The following is a 17,264-nucleotide window of genomic DNA, read 5'->3' as shown; positions in this document are numbered from 1 at the left end:
ACCGAATATGTCGCAGCACCGCAAGCAGACACATTGTCGCACCCATTAAGCTGCGCAACGGATGAGCACCCGTAAAGGCATTGCCGGCAGCCCCGGACAGTCGCTTTTGCAGATGCTCATTCATGGAAGGTGAATGTGACCTGAGTGTCCCGTCCAGCTTCACCCACCTGTCCCCCTGTTTCCTCTGCCCGAGAATCAGGAACAGGGCGACACAAGCCCCGAAAGGGGTGTTGCACGCGACGCTTTCCATCAATAACAAGCTTAAGCGGAGTACCACAGATGGCGTTCTTCACCGCAGCCAGCAAAGCCGACTTCCAGCACCAACTGCAAGCGGCACTGGCGCAGCACATCAGTGAACAGGCACTGCCACAAGTGGCGCTGTTCGCTGAACAATTCTTCGGCATCATTTCCCTGGACGAGCTGACCCAGCGTCGCCTCTCCGACCTCGCTGGCTGTACTCTCTCTGCGTGGCGCCTGCTTGAGCGCTTCGATCACGCGCAACCGCAAGTGCGCGTCTACAACCCCGATTACGAGCGTCATGGCTGGCAGTCGACCCACACCGCGGTCGAAGTCCTGCACCATGACCTGCCATTTCTGGTCGACTCGGTCCGTACCGAGCTGAACCGCCGCGGCTACAGCATCCACACCCTGCAAACCACCGTGCTCAGCGTGCGTCGTGGCAGCAAGGGCGAGTTGCTGGAAATCCTGCCAAAAGGCAGCACCGGCGACGGCGTACTGCACGAATCGCTGATGTACCTTGAAATCGACCGCTGCGCCAACGCGGCCGAATTGAATGTGCTGAGCAAAGAGCTGGAGCAGGTTCTCGGTGAAGTCCGCGTTGCGGTCGCCGATTTCGAACCGATGAAAGCCAAGGTGCAGGAACTCCTCGCCAAGCTCGACACCAGCGCATTCGTCGTCGATGCCGACGAGAAGAACGAAATCAAGAGCTTCCTGGAATGGCTGGTGGGTAACCACTTCACCTTCCTGGGCTACGAAGAGTTCGTGGTCACCAATCAGGCCGACGGCGGCCACATTGAGTACGACCAGAACTCCTTCCTCGGCCTGACCAAGCTGCTGCGCACCGGCCTGACCTACGATGACCTGCGCATCGAAGACTACGCCGTGAGCTACCTGCGCGAACCGACCCTGCTGTCGTTCGCCAAAGCTGCGCACCCAAGCCGTGTGCACCGTCCGGCCTACCCGGACTACGTGTCGATCCGTGAAATCGACGCCGACGGCAAAGTCATCAAGGAACACCGTTTCATGGGCCTGTACACCTCTTCGGTGTATGGCGAGAGCGTGCGGGTCATCCCGTTCATCCGCCGCAAGGTCGAAGAAATCGAACACCGCTCCGGCTTCCAGTCCAAGGCTCACCTGGGCAAGGAACTGGCGCAGGTGCTCGAAGTGCTGCCGCGTGATGATCTGTTCCAGACCCCGGTCGACGAACTGTTCACTACCGTGATGTCGATCGTGCAGATCCAGGAACGCAACAAGATCCGCGTGTTCCTGCGCAAAGACCCGTACGGTCGTTTCTGCTACTGCCTGGCCTACGTGCCGCGTGACATCTATTCCACCGAAGTTCGCCAGAAGATCCAGCAAGTATTGATGGAACGTCTGAAGGCATCCGACTGCGAGTTCTGGACGTTTTTCTCCGAGTCCGTGCTGGCTCGCGTACAGCTGATCCTGCGTGTCGATCCGAAAAACCGTCTCGACATCGACACGGTGCTGCTGGAAAAAGAAGTGGTTCAGGCCTGCCGCAGCTGGCAGGACGACTACGCCGCACTGACCGTCGAAAGTTTCGGCGAAGCCCATGGCACCAACGTGCTGGCTGACTTCCCGAAAGGCTTCCCGGCCGGCTACCGCGAGCGTTTCGCTGCGCATTCGGCCGTGGTCGACATGCAGCACCTGCTGAGCCTGAACGAAAAAAATCCGCTGGTGATGAGTTTCTATCAGCCGCTGGGTCAGGTTTCCGGCCAGCGCGAGCTGCATTGCAAGCTGTATCACGCCGACACGCCGCTGGCACTGTCCGACGTGCTGCCGATTCTGGAAAACCTTGGCCTGCGCGTTCTGGGTGAGTTCCCGTATCGCCTGCGTCACACCAATGGCCGCGAGTTCTGGATTCACGATTTCGCGTTCACGGCCGCTGAAGGTCTGGACCTCGACATCCAGCAACTCAACGACACCCTGCAGGACGCCTTCGTCCACATCGTGCGTGGCGAAGCCGAGAACGATGCGTTCAACCGTCTGGTACTGACCGCCGGCCTGCCGTGGCGCGACGTGGCGCTGCTGCGTGCCTACGCCCGTTACCTGAAGCAGATTCGTCTGGGCTTCGATCTGGGTTACATCGCCAGCACCCTGAACAACCACACCGACATCGCTCGCGAACTGACCCGGTTGTTCAAGACCCGCTTCTATCTGGCGCGCAAGCTCAGCGAAGACGATCTGGAAGACAAGCAACAGCGTCTGGAACAAGCGATTCTGACGGCACTGGACGACGTTCAGGTGCTCAACGAAGACCGCATCCTGCGTCGTTACCTCGACCTGATCAAAGCCACCCTGCGTACCAACTTCTACCAGACTGACGCCAACGGCCAGAACAAGTCGTACTTCAGCTTCAAGTTCAACCCGCACGCAATTCCAGAGCTGCCGAAGCCAGTACCGAAATTCGAAATCTTCGTTTACTCGCCACGCGTTGAAGGCGTGCACCTGCGCTTCGGCAACGTTGCTCGCGGTGGTCTGCGCTGGTCCGACCGTGAAGAAGACTTCCGCACTGAAGTCCTCGGCCTGGTAAAAGCCCAGCAAGTGAAGAACTCGGTCATCGTGCCGGTGGGTGCGAAGGGCGGTTTCCTGCCGCGTCGTCTGCCACTGGGCGGCAGCCGTGACGAGATCGCGGCCGAAGGTATCGCCTGCTACCGCATCTTCATTTCCGGTCTGTTGGACATCACCGACAACCTGAAAGACGGCACGCTGGTTCCGCCATTGAACGTGGTTCGCCACGACGATGACGACCCGTACCTGGTCGTCGCCGCGGACAAGGGCACTGCAACCTTCTCCGACATCGCCAACGGCATCGCCATCGACTACGGCTTCTGGCTGGGTGATGCGTTTGCCTCTGGTGGTTCTGCGGGTTACGACCACAAGAAAATGGGCATCACCGCTAAAGGCGCGTGGGTTGGCGTACAGCGCCACTTCCGCGAGCGCGGCATCAATGTTCAGGAAGACAGCATCACTGTGGTTGGCGTCGGCGACATGGCCGGTGACGTGTTCGGTAATGGTCTGTTGATGTCGGACAAGCTGCAACTGGTTGCTGCGTTCAACCACCTGCACATCTTCATCGACCCGAATCCGAATCCGGCGACCAGCTTCGTCGAGCGTCAGCGCCTGTTCGACCTGCCGCGTTCGGCCTGGACCGATTACGACACCAGCATCATGTCCGAAGGTGGCGGTATCTTCTCGCGTAGCGCGAAGAGCATCGCTATCTCCCCGCAGATGCAGGAACGTTTCGACATCAAGGCTGACAAGCTGACCCCGACCGAGCTGCTGAACGCCTTGCTCAAGGCGCCGGTGGATCTGCTGTGGAACGGCGGCATCGGTACTTACGTCAAGGCAAGCACCGAAAGCCACGCCGATGTCGGCGACAAGGCCAACGATGCGCTGCGCGTGAATGGTAACGAGCTGCGCTGCAAAGTCGTGGGCGAGGGCGGTAACCTCGGCATGACCCAGCTGGGTCGTGTGGAATTCGGCCTCAATGGCGGCGGCTCCAACACCGACTTCATCGACAACGCCGGTGGTGTGGACTGCTCCGACCACGAAGTGAACATCAAGATCCTGCTGAACGAAGTGGTTCAGGCCGGTGACATGACCGACAAGCAACGCAACCAGTTGCTGGCGAGCATGACCGACGAAGTCGGCAATCTGGTGCTGGGCAACAACTACAAGCAGACTCAGGCCTTGTCCCTGGCGGCGCGTCGTGCGTATGAGCGCATCGCTGAGTACAAGCGTCTGATGGGCGATCTGGAAGGTCGTGGCAAGCTGGACCGTGCCATCGAGTTCCTGCCGACCGAAGAGCAACTGGCTGAGCGTATCGCTGAAGGCCACGGCCTGACGCGTCCTGAGCTGTCGGTGCTGATCTCCTACAGCAAGATCGACCTCAAGGAGCAGCTGCTGGGCTCCCAGGTGCCGGACGACGATTACCTGACCCGCGACATGGAAACGGCGTTCCCGCCGACCCTGGTCAGCAAGTTCTCCGAAGCCATGCGTCGTCACCGCCTGAAGCGCGAGATCGTCAGCACCCAGATCGCCAACGATCTGGTCAACCACATGGGCATCACCTTCGTTCAACGACTCAAAGAGTCGACCGGCATGAGCCCGGCGAACGTGGCTGGCGCTTATGTGATCGTGCGCGACATCTTCCACCTCCCGCACTGGTTCCGTCAGATCGAAGCGCTGGACTACCAGGTTTCCGCTGACGTACAGCTGGAGCTGATGGACGAGCTGATGCGTCTGGGTCGCCGTGCCACTCGCTGGTTCCTGCGTGCCCGTCGTAACGAGCAGAACGCTGCCCGTGACGTCGCGCATTTCGGTCCGCACCTCAAAGAGCTGGGTCTGAAACTCGACGAACTGCTCAGCGGCGAAATCCGTGAAAACTGGCAGGCGCGTTATCAGGCATACGTCGCAGCCGGTGTACCGGAGTTGCTGGCGCGTATGGTTGCGGGCACCTCGCACCTGTACACCCTGCTGCCGATCATCGAAGCGTCCGACGTGACTGGCCAGAACCCTGCCGAAGTGGCCAAGGCCTACTTCGCCGTGGGCAGTGCGCTGGACATCACCTGGTACCTGCAACAGATCAGTGCTCTGCCGGTTGAAAACAACTGGCAGGCGCTGGCCCGTGAAGCGTTCCGTGATGATGTGGACTGGCAGCAACGTGCGATCACCATCTCTGTCCTGCAACAGGGCGACGGCACTCAGGACGTGGAAACGCGTCTGGCGCTGTGGATGGCGCAGCACGAAAGCATGATCTCGCGCTGGCGCGCCATGCTGGTGGAAATCCGTGCCGCGAGCGGCACTGACTACGCCATGTATGCAGTCGCCAACCGTGAACTGCTGGATCTGGCGTTGAGCGGCCAGGCAGTCGTTCCTGCACCGACAACGACCTCGGCCAACGCCGAGCTCGAGCCGGCTGTCTGATCGGCAACTGAATGAAAAAGCCCCGCATCGTGAGATGCGGGGCTTTTTTGTTTATGCGGGCTCAACAAATGCAGCCGCGGAAATCTCTCGGATACAGTCGATGCTATTACGCGTCGACTGCTCCTTCATTCGAAATACCCGAACTTTAATTCGAATCCAGTCTCAGGAATTGTTGCGCGGAGCGCGAGAATCCGTAATTTTCCAAGTCATCAAAACCGCGTTCGACGATTTCAATGTTGAGTTTGACCAGAGTCCCCTGTTGCCCGCTAAAAGTGTAGACCTTATCGTCGAGCACTTGCCTTTTAATGAAATTCCCCTGATCCAATTTCAAATAAACGCTGGCATTGTTTGTTGTAATGTCATCCAGGGTGACGACATTCAAATTGGCATCGAACAGTGCGAAAGAACCTGTGGTGTTCGATTCCGTGAAGGCTCCGAGAGGATAGCCGATTTTGACACCGGCACCGAGATACAACGCATGGTTCGTGCCGCTACGGAATTGTATCTTGTACGTGTAATCGTCGTGGCCAATAAAGTAAGCGTAGTCCGGGCCATCCCACCTGGCTGGAGAGTAGCTGGCCAGGGCGTCACCGGATTTTTCGGGGCCGTGGGATGTAGTGATATGACTCTTGCGGAATTCGTAGTTTTTACCGAAAGGATGTTTGTCGAAGAATACGATGTCAGCATCATCGAATTTGATTTTTGCCAGAAAAGATCGGCTATTCGAAATACCCATGGGTTCGTCCTTGTTTGGTTGGGTTTAAGTTCTGTGTTGCATCGACAGTATGCAATTCATCGGGTTTTTTAAAAGCCTGGAACGGTTACTTGTTATTGCGCGAGTGAAGATTACGTTAGCGGTTTGGCATAACTAGTAAAGAAGTAACCTGGTGCATTCGGATTGCGGATTGTGTTGTGATGTTGCGCGCGTTAAAAAGCATCGCCTCTGCTTATCATCCAGGCAGAGGCGTTGCCTGTTAACGGTGGCGTTAATTGTTTTTTAGCATTGATACGGTATTTGCAGCGGGTTTCAATACGTTGTTTAGCGATTGGTCGAATTTTTTCAGAGCGCTTGTTTGCACATCCTGCTGCTGATTAATATCCGCAACAATTTCTTCCGAACGTTTGAAGTCCGCCCAGAGGGGTGTCAGTTCTCTTGCCGCGGAGCCCTTTGCCGTTGCGATATAGCTCAACTGGGCGTCATAAAAATCGACGCTGATGTCGGCCTTGATGTCGGAACTGCGTGACGTGATCAATTGGCTATGGGTATCGACGATGGCTACCACATCAGGCTTGGCCGCACGCAGGCTCTGCATGTCCGGATACACCGTCACCGAGCCGAACTGACGCTGCAGGGAGGCGTTGACCCAGTCCACCGCCATGTCCGGTTTCGAACTGGCGACGTAGGCGTCATGGATCGATTGCACCAGCAGGCTTTGGCCGAACCCGGTGCCGGCGTTGGCCTGATAGTCGCGCAGGTATTCGCGGTTGGTCTGGGTGCTGGGGCTGTAGACCACGCCGAGCGAAACGCCGGGGCCACTTTTTACCAGGGTGGCGCTGCTGCGGCCGGTTGGATGAGGAAGCAGAGTGTCCAGTGATGAAACCGCTCTGGGGGCGGTGGGAATCGAACAGGCTGACAGGGCTAGAACCGATATCGCTAATACACTGGTGAGCGCAAGTTTCATGGTGTTTCTCCCGTGAAACAACATCAGTCGGAAAGTTTTCAATGTCGTTCATGGCGACAGTTGATCCAGACTAAACCCACCGAGCTGACCCTTTGCCGGGTTAAAACGACTTGAATAGTTTCATTTGCTGTAACCCGTTGCGGGTAATTACTGCGGGAAATAAAAAGGCGCCGATTGTCGATTTGCGCCTTTTTATTTATGGCTGACTAAACAGCCATCAGTTTTTCAGCGGGATCAACACTTGCTCATCCGGGGCCAGCACCATGAACACCAGCAACTTCGCCGATTTGCTTTGGCTGGCATTTTTCGACAGCAGATGTTCGGAGCCGGCCGGTTCGTACCAGAACTGACCCTTCTTGTAAGTGACCGCTTCTTCGCCCTTGACCTGGGAAATCACTTCGCCCTCCAGCACATAGGCCATGGCAGTGCCCTCGTGTTTGTGGGCGATGGACGACTGGCCCGGTTTGTAATCGACTTCGATCATCATGGCTTTTTTGCCGGGGACGTTTTTTAGCATCTGGTCTTGCAGGACGGTGATTTTCTCGGACGGGTCATGAGCGAAAGCGGCAGAAGCGCAAAGGCTCAGGGTGAGGGCAGCGGTGAGCAAGGGCAGGGCTTTCATGGCGGGTTACCTGTGATGATTGGGGGCGTGCAATCACAGTAGTCCGCAGGACGGGGCATGCAAACGGCCAATATTCGGGAAGATTGGGTGACCAATCTGTGGATTTTCAGCGCTTCCAGATAAGCCATCGCTGGCAAGCCAGGCTCCCACAGGTTTTTGTGTCGTTCATATGATTAATGAACGGCAAGAAACCCTGTGGGAGCTGGCTTGCCAGCGATGGCGTCAGATCAGACGATGGGGAAACTATTGAAATCCACGCTGTTGGCCAATCGACTGTCGATCAGGTCGATAAACCCCTGCGCCTCGGGCCGGTTGAAATGCGCCTGCATTGCCGCCTCCGACTGCCATCGCGCACTGACCGTCCAGCGGTGGTTGTCTTCGGGGCAGCGGTCGACCAGATAGGAATCGCAGCCCGGCGTTTCGCGCAGGGTGTCGACGATCTTCTGCAGTTGCCTGCCCAGCTCATCCGAGCGGCCGGCCGCAGCCTGCAGTTGCACCGTGTTGATCACTTCGTTGGACATTACTCACACTCCTGAATCAGGCCGGACGAATCCTGCTCATTGAGGGATAACGCCTGTGCAGAATAGGCCTGCCCCTGTCGATCACCAATAACCAATCGGCGGTTAATCGCCGAGACCAATCATTCAGGCAACTTGTTGCAGAATGTCGCGCAGGCGATCCAGGGCGATATCGATGTCGAGGGTCTCGATGGCGCCGAAGCCGAAATACAAACCGCTGCGCACGGGCTGCTGGTAATAGAAACCGTCGATGGAATACAGCCCGACCTCGACTTTTTTCGCCAGTTCGATCACCAGCGGCAGGTCGATCGGCACCTTGCATAATGCGGCCATATGAAACCCGGCACTGGGCGGCACGGCCTCAAGCCACGGCGAAAGATCGCTGGCCATGCGCGCCAGAATCCGTTCGCGCCGCTGGGCGTAAATCGTGTGGCAGCGGCGGATGTGTTTGAGCAGGCAGCCCTCGGCGATGAACTTGGCCAGCGCCCATTGCGGCAGGGTCGAGGCATGCAAATCGGTGAGTTGCTTGGCGCGGATCACCGCTTCGAGGATCGATGGTGGCAGGATCGCGTAACCCAGGCGCAGCTCCGGCAGCAGGGTCTTGGAGAAGGTGCCGACGTAGGCGACGATGCCGCGCTGGTCGAGGCTATACAGTGAATCGGTCGGACGCCCTTCATAGCGAAATTCGCTGTCGTAGTCGTCCTCGATGATGATCGCCCCCAGTTCATGCGCGCGAGCCAGCAAGGCTTCGCGGCGCGCCGGGCTCATTGGCATGCTCAGCGGAAACTGGTGCGACGGCGTGACATAAATCAGCCGCGTGCCATCAGGGATGTGTTCGACCTGTATCCCCTCGGCATCCACGGGAATACCGACCACCTCGGCGCCATGGGTGCCGAACAACAGACGTGCCGGCGGATAACCGGGATCTTCCATCGCCACCAGGCTGCCGGGGCTGATCAACACGCGAGTGATCAGGTCCAGCGCCTGTTGCGCGCCGTTGCACACCACGATGTCTTCGTCCTGACAGTAGACCCCGCGAGAAAACGCGATGTGTCGGGCAATCGCATTGCGCAGCGCCGGCAGGCCTTCGGGCACGCTGTAGAAACCTTTGGACGCGGCCATCTGGCGCATCGCGTGGGAGACGCAGCGGCGCCAGTCGTCATGGGGGAACTGGCCCTTGCCGGTGGCGCCACCGATGAAGTCGTAGCGCAGCGAACCTTGCAGCGTCGGATGGCGCAGGAACACCGGCAAGTTGCGCCAACTCTCGATCACCTCTGCACCTGCCAGCTCGGTGTGGCTTTGCTTGCGCTGGACTTGCGCCGGGCGCGCATTGACGTAGGTGCCTTTGCCGATCACGCCGGTGAGGAAGTTTTCGTACGTCAGCTGCGCGTAGGTGTCGGAAATGGTCTTGCGCGAGATGCCCAGTTGCTCGGCCAGCAGACGGCTGGGCGGCAATTGCGTGCCTGCGGCAAGGCGCCCGGATTCGATGGCCTCGCGCAGTTGCTGATACAACTGACCGGCAAGATCCTTGCGGCCGTTGATCACGACGTGAAGTTCCATACCGACGAGGCTCCGGGGGGCTATTTGGTGTGCCGGCCAGATTACCGCTGTTGCGTGGTCGGCAATAGTTGCGCACCACAAAAACCCGAAATTGGCCTAGATCCCTGTGGGAGCGGGCTTGCCCGCGATAGAGGTACATAAGGCGACATTTTCGTAGGATGTGCCGACGTCATCGCGGGCAAGCCCGCTCCCACAGGGATCTGCTGTGTCTGCAATTTTTGTGTGAAACACCATTGCTCCAATTAGTGGTGTAGCCAATTTTCGTGGAATTGGGGCTGTAACGCCGCTGTGGCAGCGCATACCTTGAGGTCACTATTGCGCTTCCCGAGATCATCCCATGTCCCCGCGCCTGGATTACTACAACGCTTCGCCCAAGGCCATGAAAGCCATGATTGCCATGGAGGCACTGACCGGCAACTTGAGCATCGAGCAGCCGTTGCTGCAACTGATCCGGATCCGCGCATCGCAGCTCAACGGCTGCGCGTTCTGCACAGACATGCATTCAGTGGACGCACGGCGGGCTGGGGAGAGTGATCGGCGGTTGTATGCGATTGCGGTGTGGCGCGACAGCGACTTCTTCAACCCCCGCGAACGCGCGGCGCTGGCGTGGGCCGAGGCGGTGACGTTGCTCTCGGAAAGCCATGTGCCGGACGACGTCTATCAACTGGCACGCGAGCAATTCAACGAAGGCGAACTGGTCGACCTGACGGTGGCCGTGACCACCATCAACAGCTGGAATCGGCTGGCAGTGAGCTTTCGCCAAACCCCAAGTGAATGAAGATCAAAAGATCGCAGCCTTCGGCAGCTCCTACAGTTGATCCCATGTAGGAGCTGCCGAAGGCTGCGATCATTTCCCTAATTCGATGGGCGCTGCGGTTTCACCGACGTTCCAAACGTATTGCCCATCCGCGTGCTGGTCGCCGCCGGTGTTGCCAGGCCAACCTGATTCGGCGGCCGTTTGTTCACTGGCACATTCAGCGCTTCTTGATTCTTTTGCGCCGCCACAGCGCCTTCCGGGTTCTTGCCCATCTGCTGACTCAGGCAGTCGTAATTCGGTGCCTTGTAGCCACCGACGGTCACATCCACGCAACCCAGTCGCTGCTCGGCGTGGGCACTGGCGAACAGGCGAACAGGCTCAGCAACAGCCCACCGAAGGTGATTTTTCACAATGATTTCATGCAGGCCTCCTGGCCGCCCCTAAGGGGCCGCGCTATGGAATGAATCTAGTGCACGCCGTGCGCAATTCCCGTGATGGTTTTTTTGCACCGCCCGTCACACCAGATTCATAAACAGCCCTCAGGATGACGATTTTCAGGGATATGTCGGCCGTGCAGCGAGGCAGTTCCAGGGACGGTCTTCAGCGTTCAACGACACTTGTGCGCCAGATCACGCCGGGGCTGCTGATTGGCTTGCTGGCGGACAATGCGACAGCGGCGCCCGTGCCGGCGGACCTGCGCATGACGCTGCATATTCCCGCGCAGGATCTGGCCGGGGCGCTGGATCAGTACAGCCGCGCCACGGGGGTTGCGGTGCTGGTCGACAGCCAATTGAGTCGCGGCAGGCGTTCCTTGGCGGTGGATGGCGAATACACCGCGGCGGACGCTCTGCGCCGGTTGCTCGGTGGCAGTGGCTTGATGGCGCGCTATGCCCGTGACGATGCATTCACCTTGCAAGTGGCGCAGGTCGAGGATGTGCCGGCGACGCTGGAAAAACCGACCCCCGCCAGCATCGCGGTCAACCGCAGTTACGCCACGGCAGTGCAAACCGCCATCGAGCGCAACCTGTGTCGTTCGCCGCTGACCCGACCGGGCAATTACCGCGCAGTGTTGCAGGTGTGGGTGGGGCGCGACGGCGTGGTGCAACACAACCGGTTGCTCACCTCGACCGGAGATATACGGCGCGATACCGCGCTGGTGGAAAGCTTTCGCAATCTCAGGATCGACCGGCCGACGCCCAGCGCCTTGCGTCAGCCGGTCACGTTGCTGTTGTTACTGGAGTCGTCAGGAAAACGCATGGAATGCACTAAATGGAAAGGAGTTTCCGGGGGATGAAAGATACCGGACAAGGTTCGATGGTCCAACTGTTCCTGACGTCCTACGAGGACTTTCGGGTGCGCCTGCGCAGGCGTCTCGCTTCGGAGGATCTGGCCAACGACGTGCTGCACGAAACCTACCTGCGGGTCGACCGCATGGAGACGCCGCCGAACCTGCTGCGGCCGAACGCCTACCTCTATCGCATGGCCCTGAACATCGCCGCAGACCGGCGTCAGGCCGATGCGCGCCTGCTCACCGGCGAGGAAGTCGAGGAGCTGCTGCAAATCGGCGACGAAGCGCTCGACCCTGCGCGGGTGGTGGGCGGGCAGAAGGAAATCCAGTCGCTGCTCAGTGCGTTGTACGAACTGCCGGCACGGCGCCGGAAGATCTTCATCGCGGCGCGTCTGGAAGAGGCGCCGCACCTGGAAATCTCCCAGCGCTTCGGCATTTCCACGCGCATGGTCGAGAAGGAAATCAAGGCCGCTTTGGGCTTCTGCGCAGCGAAACTGGAAAGAAAAGTGTTTCAGCGGTTCGGTCGCGGGGCCGGAAAACCGTCTTCTGAACAGTGCCCGATCAATTCGTTGAGAGTCTGCGCGTTTGAACATCTTTCGACTGACACCTGCCGAGCCATCGGTGGCCGACAATCTGCAAAGTGAAGCCCGTGATTGGCTGGTCCTGCTGACCTCCGGCCGCGCCACCGTGGCCGATGCCCGTGCACTGCGCGAATGGTGCGCGCAAAGCGCCGAACATGCCCGCGCCTTTGAGGACGCCAAAGCGCTGTGGCATTTGTTGCAACCGGCGGCGCAAGGTTTGCAGGCACCACGTGGGTTTGGGCGACGCGCCTTTCTCGGCGGCGCGATTGCCGCATCGGCGGCGTTTTTGCTGGTGCGCGGGACAATTCCCGGTGGCTTCGAAGGGCTCGGTGCCGGCTACATCACTGAAGTCGGCCAACAGCGCCGCTTCGAACCGGCGCAGGGTGTGAGCCTGGAGCTGAATACCCAGACGCGGATCAATCAACGTGCAGTGTCTGACGGTGTGCAGGGTTTTGAACTGGTCAGCGGCGAAGTCGAGGTGCAGACGGCGCGCTTGCCCCTGGCGATGCAGGCAGGAGGAGGGTGGTTGCGCGCCAGTCAGGCACGTTTCAACCTGCGCAACACTGATCAGCAAGTTTGCGTGACCTGCCTTGATGGCGCGGTTGAAGTCGACGTAGAAGGTCGAAGCCTGCGCCTCGAACCGGGGCAGCAAGTGACTTATGACGCGCGGCGGGTTGGCAGTGTGCAGAGCGTTGATACGGCGGCTGTGATGAATTGGCGGCAGCAGGTGTTGGTGTTCAACGGTGCGACGCTGAGCGAGATGATTGATGAGATTAATCGGTATCGGCCGGGGATGTTGCTGCTGCTCAACCGCGAGCTTGGCCAGCGCCGGGTTCAGGCGCGGTTCAGTCTTGATCAACTCGCTGGCGTCGCGATGCTGATTCGCGATGCTTATTGCGTTAAATGCACCGAGCTGCCGGGCGGTGTCGTTGTTTTGAGCTAGTGGGTTTGATTGGGTACATATCCGTTGCTGCGGTAACGGCGGCCTAGGGTTCCGCCCTTACGGCAGGTCACTTTTGACAAACGCCCGGAATGCCGGCCCAGCCAAAAGTAACCAAAAAGGCTTGCTCCAACGTCCGGCCCGCTCGCTAAAGCTCGGGGTTCCTTCGCTCCGGAATACATCCGGGGCATCGATTCCGTTTTGCTTCGCTGCACCTCCTTTCGATGTCCTCCCCGGATGAATCCCTCCACTCAGCCTCCCGACGTCGCCCGTGAATCAAGATCAACAGCGGCAGCCGAGCTTGCGCTCATCCTGTTGAGTGGTTAGAAGCGGGTCGGTGTGTTGCTTTGATTTCTGTGGGAGCGAGCCTGCTCGCGAAGACGGCCTGCCAGCCAACCCATCTCCCGCACATGCACCCAATCCCTGTGGGAGTTGGCTTGCCAACGATGGCGACCTGTCAGCCAACCAATCTCCAACTGACCTCACCCAATCCCACTGTGGGAGCGAGCCTGCTCGCGAAGACGGCCTGCCAGCCACCAGTCTTTGGCAGGTGCACCCGATCCCAATGTAGGAGCTGCCGAAGGCTGCGATCTTTTGATCTTGCTTCTGAAAAACAAAATCAAAAGATCGCAGCGTTCGGCACCATCTACAGGGATCTCCGGCGGTAACGGGGATAATCTGCAGAGCAGGCGCGTGTCAGTCCAACGGCCCAATCACCTGCCGATATTTCTCCACCCCCTGCGGCGTCTGCCGAGTCAACCGAATCTCCAACCCCGCCGGATCCTCACGCCGATTACCACTCAACTGCCGCCACCCGTTATCCACCTCCCAAACCCGCACCTGCGCATCGCTAACGTCGTTCAACACCGCTACCCCATTCCCAGGCGCCGGCAACGGATACCGACTCCGCGCCTCAGCCACCGCCCGATACAACGTGCCGCCCTTGAGCCACCAGCGAACCCGCTGCAAAGCCCCCGGCTGATCAGCCGCCGTACGAATGATGTCGAGCCGAAACCCCGTACGGTCACTGCTACGCACGGTGAGGGCGGGGGGCGCGGTCGGTGGCTCATCATCCACGCCGACCTTCTTCGGCTCGGTCAACTCAATCCCCGCGCGCATCTCCACATCCCGCTGCAACTGATTCAGCGCCCGCAACAGGCTGTCGCTCTGCTCACTGCTGGCCTGCAAATGACTGTCCGCCCGCGTCACACTGTCCAACCCCCGCCAGGCAATCAAACTCACCACCGCCATCAGCAGAATCGCGACCATCACCTCGATCAGGGTAAAACCTTGTTGGTTTCTCATTGCACACTGATCCGGCCGGCGCCGTCGCGCAGCACGCTGAGGCGATTGAGACCGTCGGACAAAGTCAGTTGCAGCGGCGGATTGATCCACTCGGCATTGAGCACAACTTTCTGTCTGGGCTCCACGCGCACTTCCAGTTTCGGGCTCTGCCACTGCCGTGGGCGCAATTGCGGGTCCTGCGCGAAATGATCAAACCCCTTACCACTGTCACTGCGCCGACGAAACCGAAACCCCTTGGCATCACTCACCCACACAATCGGCCGACCATCGGCGCGGGCCTCGGCCTGTGCAACCTGCAGCAACTGCGCCACACGCTCGGCATCCTTGCGCAGCAACTGCAACGGATCGGGCTTGATACTCAGGCTGATCGCCGCACTGGCGATACCGATGATCACCAGCACCACCATCAACTCGATCAGCGTAAAACCCTGTTGCTTGACCACGTTCATCGATTGCGCGCTCCTTTGCGTCGGAAGTCATCGTGCACGTCCAACATGTAAGGCGTATGAAATAAAACGGAGAGAATTGCCGCGTAGGCTGGCAGCAGGGATAAAAAGGAGATTCAACCCATGACCTTCACCGCACGCTTTTCCCCACCCCAAATGGTCCAGGCACTCGCGCTGCTCGCGGCACTGGTCGGCGTGGCGACATGGTCTTCGCTGCTGCTGACCACCGCCGAATCACACACCCCGGCAGCGGCCCCGCAGTTGCTGGCGGCGCGCAGTGATAGCCCGGCGTTGCAGTGGTTTTCCAATCAAACGGCGCCGGTGGACATCAAGGTGAGCGGGGTGATGGCAGGGAGTCGGGGGGCGGTGGCGATACTGAGTTTGAACGACGGGCCGCCGCGTAGTTTTTTGCAGGGGGAGAAGGTTGGGCCTGGGGTGAAGTTGGTGGCGGTGGTGGGGGATGGTGTGGTGATTGAGCAGGGTGGGGAGAGGGTGCGGTTGGGGGTGGAGAGGTTGGGGGAGGGGGTGGAGATGCCGAGGCTCGCGAGGCTGTTTAGGACTGAGATAAATACCTAGGGGGACGTGAGATATACCTGGGCCATTCCGGGATAGGCTGGCACAGGTTGGGATGGTTTGTGAAATTCAGTTGCAGCCAATGCAATAAGAAGACGCCCCGCTCAGCCGTCAGTGAGCGGGGCAAACATATCAACCTGACGGCGCGCTATCTCGTCCTTTCGCACTGCCTTGACGATCTTGTAAATCCACTGGAGCGACACGGCGTACTTGCGTGCCAGCTCGCTATGGTTGGTGCCATTGAATTCATCGTAGATCTGGCGATCACGGCGGCTCAACTTGACCGACAGTCCCATCGGGAAATACAGGTTCTGGCCGCCCCAGTGCGCGGCCATTCGATCAGAGACTTCCTGAGCAACATGGCGAGCGGCGGCTTCCTCCATCGACACCAACTCAACGAGCGCGACCGCGATGTGTTCGGTGAGATCGGTCAGCAGTTCCGGGCCTTTGCTTCTGAACTCTGTCATACACCCTCCTGTACGGCGGCCGGGGCCTGTTCGATGCGCTGTTGCCATTGCTTCAGGTTTTCGATGACGCGACTAGCCTGGGAACCCTTGAGCCACTGCAACGCGTTAACGCCAGTCATGTTCAGAACGAACTTCGCCAGCGCTTCCTCGGACGGATCGCGCACCGCACCGAGGCCGTGCAAGGTCAGCCACAGCGACCGGATTTTCCGCGACTGGGCGTCGTCCGCCTTCGGGCGCTGTTGCGCCTTTTTTGGACGAACCGTAAACCCGCGTTGCTTGAGCTGTTCCAACACCCGGTGAAGGTTTGGAACGCTCAAGTCAGCGGAGGACGTCGCGCCTTCCAATCCCGTCATGCTGGCCAACATCAGGCGGAAGGTGTCGTCATCCATCCGCAGTTCGCGCCGGGCAACGTGGATCAGCTTGATCAAGGACAGTCGGGCTGGGTTGGCAGGCGCTTTTTTCACTTGTCACCTCCTGGCCGCGACCGCGTTCCGTCTTGCCGCTCATTCCGGGCCGCGTGGAGCTGTTGCCGGATCTTGCTGCATTTAATGTGGTTTCCTACAACGCGAGGTCGTTGGCACTGATCACAAACCGCTTGGAACTCCAACACCCCTGACGTGAGTTTCCCTGTGCTTGTAGAGACCATGTCAGACCCCCATCGTCAAACGAGCGCGGGGGGTATGGTTCACCGCCTGATGCAATTGCGCTGACTTGCCCGCCGCATAGCCGGCGTCGGCCGCAACTTCATCACGCGCCTTCAGCTTGCGGCGCTTCAACTCAACGCTTTCGAGTTCTGGATAGTTCTTCTTCATGTAAGCTTCAACCGCGTCGGCGATGTTGTCTTCGACACCCGCGAAGGCTTCAATTTTGGAATGCACCGCATCGATCCAGGCATTCGCAAAGGCATCACCGCGAGCGACTTTCGTGGCGCGTTTGCAGCGCTTTTGAGATTTCAGATATTCGCGCCGTGCCTTCTGTAGTTGACGCTCCAATACCTGGTAGGCGTAACCAGTCAGTTCAGGCGCTGCGGCGCAGCCGATGAAAACAAAGCGAGCCGCGCCGAGAACACTGGTGGTTATGATCAACCGTGTGCCGAACGCGAGGCCGCAGACCTGCGCAAGTCTGACCCGCCAAGCCGGCGGCGAGCCTTCAGACACCGCCAGAACAGAGGCCTTCCCCGCCATGCTGGCAAGCACATCGCCCATTTCGAGGTTGTACAGCTCCATCAATTTATGGGCTTGGCGCAGCGCGATCTCTGCTTCGTGCGGGTTGCTGGTTTTGGACTTCGCCATCTCCAGACACTTTTTGATCTTCTCCAGCGTGCGGTTGTTATCCATG

16 protein-coding genes and 1 pseudogene are annotated in these 17,264 nt (G+C 59.1%); 6 read left to right on the top strand and 11 right to left on the bottom strand.

Going from position 1 to position 17,264, the window contains the following annotated elements:
* Positions 1-279: 279 nt before the first annotated feature.
* On the top strand, positions 280-5,187 hold the full coding sequence (locus H8B20_RS13965; protein WP_210623515.1) for an NAD-glutamate dehydrogenase: 4,908 nt from the start codon (positions 280-282) through the stop codon (positions 5,185-5,187).
* 145 nt (positions 5,188-5,332) lie between these two features.
* Here the strand turns inward: H8B20_RS13965 and H8B20_RS13960 are convergent, their stop codons facing one another.
* The 5 genes from H8B20_RS13960 to pdxR form a co-directional block, all read right to left on the bottom strand.
* Positions 5,333-5,923 carry a hypothetical protein gene (locus H8B20_RS13960; RefSeq protein WP_210623513.1) on the bottom strand — a complete coding sequence of 197 codons (591 nt, stop codon included), beginning with the start codon at positions 5,921-5,923 and terminating at the stop codon, positions 5,333-5,335.
* Positions 5,924-6,173: 250 nt separating this feature from the next.
* On the bottom strand, positions 6,174-6,869 hold the full coding sequence (locus tag H8B20_RS13955; protein ID WP_210623512.1) for a substrate-binding domain-containing protein: 696 nt from the start codon (positions 6,867-6,869) through the stop codon (positions 6,174-6,176).
* A gap of 217 nt (positions 6,870-7,086) precedes the next feature.
* Positions 7,087-7,491: a cupin domain-containing protein gene (locus tag H8B20_RS13950; protein ID WP_210623510.1), complete on the bottom strand. Its 405-nt coding sequence runs from the start codon at positions 7,489-7,491 to the stop codon at positions 7,087-7,089.
* Positions 7,492-7,718: 227 nt separating this feature from the next.
* Positions 7,719-8,012, bottom strand: a complete 294-nt coding sequence (locus tag H8B20_RS13945; protein WP_042559480.1) for a putative quinol monooxygenase — start codon at positions 8,010-8,012, stop codon at positions 7,719-7,721.
* 123 nt (positions 8,013-8,135) lie between these two features.
* The gene (gene pdxR / locus H8B20_RS13940) at positions 8,136-9,569 is read right to left on the bottom strand and encodes a MocR-like pyridoxine biosynthesis transcription factor PdxR (protein ID WP_210623508.1); all 1,434 of its coding nucleotides are present in this window, start codon (positions 9,567-9,569) and stop codon (positions 8,136-8,138) included.
* 337 nt (positions 9,570-9,906) lie between these two features.
* Here pdxR and H8B20_RS13935 point away from each other — a divergent pair, with 337 nt between their 5' ends.
* A complete protein-coding gene (locus tag H8B20_RS13935; protein WP_210623506.1) occupies positions 9,907-10,347 on the top strand; it encodes a carboxymuconolactone decarboxylase family protein in 441 nt (146 codons plus the stop codon).
* A gap of 77 nt (positions 10,348-10,424) precedes the next feature.
* Here H8B20_RS13935 and H8B20_RS13930 read toward each other — a convergent pair whose 3' ends face one another.
* Positions 10,425-10,736 carry a hypothetical protein gene (locus tag H8B20_RS13930; protein ID WP_414704599.1) on the bottom strand — a complete coding sequence of 104 codons (312 nt, stop codon included), beginning with the start codon at positions 10,734-10,736 and terminating at the stop codon, positions 10,425-10,427.
* Between the two features lie 161 nt (positions 10,737-10,897).
* Between H8B20_RS13930 and H8B20_RS13925 the strand changes: the two genes are divergently transcribed.
* The 3 genes and pseudogenes from H8B20_RS13925 (at position 10,898) to H8B20_RS13915 (ending at position 13,138) form a co-directional block, all read left to right on the top strand.
* Entirely contained in the window at positions 10,898-11,620 is a 723-nt protein-coding gene (locus tag H8B20_RS13925) for a secretin and TonB N-terminal domain-containing protein (RefSeq protein ID WP_210623504.1), read from the top strand.
* Positions 11,617-12,159, top strand: a pseudogene (locus tag H8B20_RS13920) (RNA polymerase sigma factor); the annotation flags it as partial. The gene H8B20_RS13925 and the pseudogene H8B20_RS13920, both read left to right, overlap by 4 nt.
* Positions 12,160-12,199: 40 nt before the next feature.
* The gene (locus H8B20_RS13915) at positions 12,200-13,138 is read left to right on the top strand and encodes a FecR family protein (RefSeq protein ID WP_210623502.1); all 939 of its coding nucleotides are present in this window, start codon (positions 12,200-12,202) and stop codon (positions 13,136-13,138) included.
* Positions 13,139-13,831: 693 nt separating this feature from the next.
* On the opposite strand, the gene H8B20_RS13910 is transcribed toward H8B20_RS13915, so the two are convergent.
* Entirely contained in the window at positions 13,832-14,440 is a 609-nt protein-coding gene (locus H8B20_RS13910; RefSeq protein ID WP_210623500.1) for a prepilin-type N-terminal cleavage/methylation domain-containing protein, read from the bottom strand.
* Positions 14,437-14,889, bottom strand: a complete 453-nt coding sequence (gspH, locus tag H8B20_RS13905) for a type II secretion system minor pseudopilin GspH (RefSeq protein ID WP_210623499.1) — start codon at positions 14,887-14,889, stop codon at positions 14,437-14,439. Before gspH ends, H8B20_RS13910 begins: the two co-directional genes overlap by 4 nt.
* Before the next feature lie 120 nt (positions 14,890-15,009).
* Here gspH and H8B20_RS13900 point away from each other — a divergent pair, with 120 nt between their 5' ends.
* The gene (locus H8B20_RS13900; RefSeq protein ID WP_210623498.1) at positions 15,010-15,462 is read left to right on the top strand and encodes a type II secretion system protein N; all 453 of its coding nucleotides are present in this window, start codon (positions 15,010-15,012) and stop codon (positions 15,460-15,462) included.
* Positions 15,463-15,563: 101 nt separating this feature from the next.
* On the opposite strand, the gene H8B20_RS13895 is transcribed toward H8B20_RS13900, so the two are convergent.
* The 3 genes from H8B20_RS13895 to H8B20_RS13885 form a co-directional block, all read right to left on the bottom strand.
* Positions 15,564-15,926, bottom strand: coding sequence for a Mor transcription activator family protein (locus H8B20_RS13895; RefSeq protein ID WP_210623496.1), 363 nt, complete (start codon positions 15,924-15,926; stop codon positions 15,564-15,566).
* Positions 15,923-16,390: a gp16 family protein gene (locus tag H8B20_RS13890; protein WP_210623494.1), complete on the bottom strand. Its 468-nt coding sequence runs from the start codon at positions 16,388-16,390 to the stop codon at positions 15,923-15,925. The genes H8B20_RS13895 and H8B20_RS13890 overlap by 4 nt, the downstream gene beginning before the upstream one ends.
* A gap of 183 nt (positions 16,391-16,573) precedes the next feature.
* Positions 16,574-17,263, bottom strand: a complete 690-nt coding sequence (locus tag H8B20_RS13885) for a DUF2786 domain-containing protein (protein WP_210623492.1) — start codon at positions 17,261-17,263, stop codon at positions 16,574-16,576.
* Position 17,264: the final 1 nt, after the last annotated feature.

It is taken from the genome of Pseudomonas sp. P42 (assembly GCF_017973755.1).
Classification (GTDB): Bacteria; Pseudomonadota; Gammaproteobacteria; order Pseudomonadales; family Pseudomonadaceae; genus Aquipseudomonas; species Aquipseudomonas iridis.
Note: the sequence above shows the minus strand (reverse complement) of the source record. Positions and strands in the feature narration are given on the sequence as shown.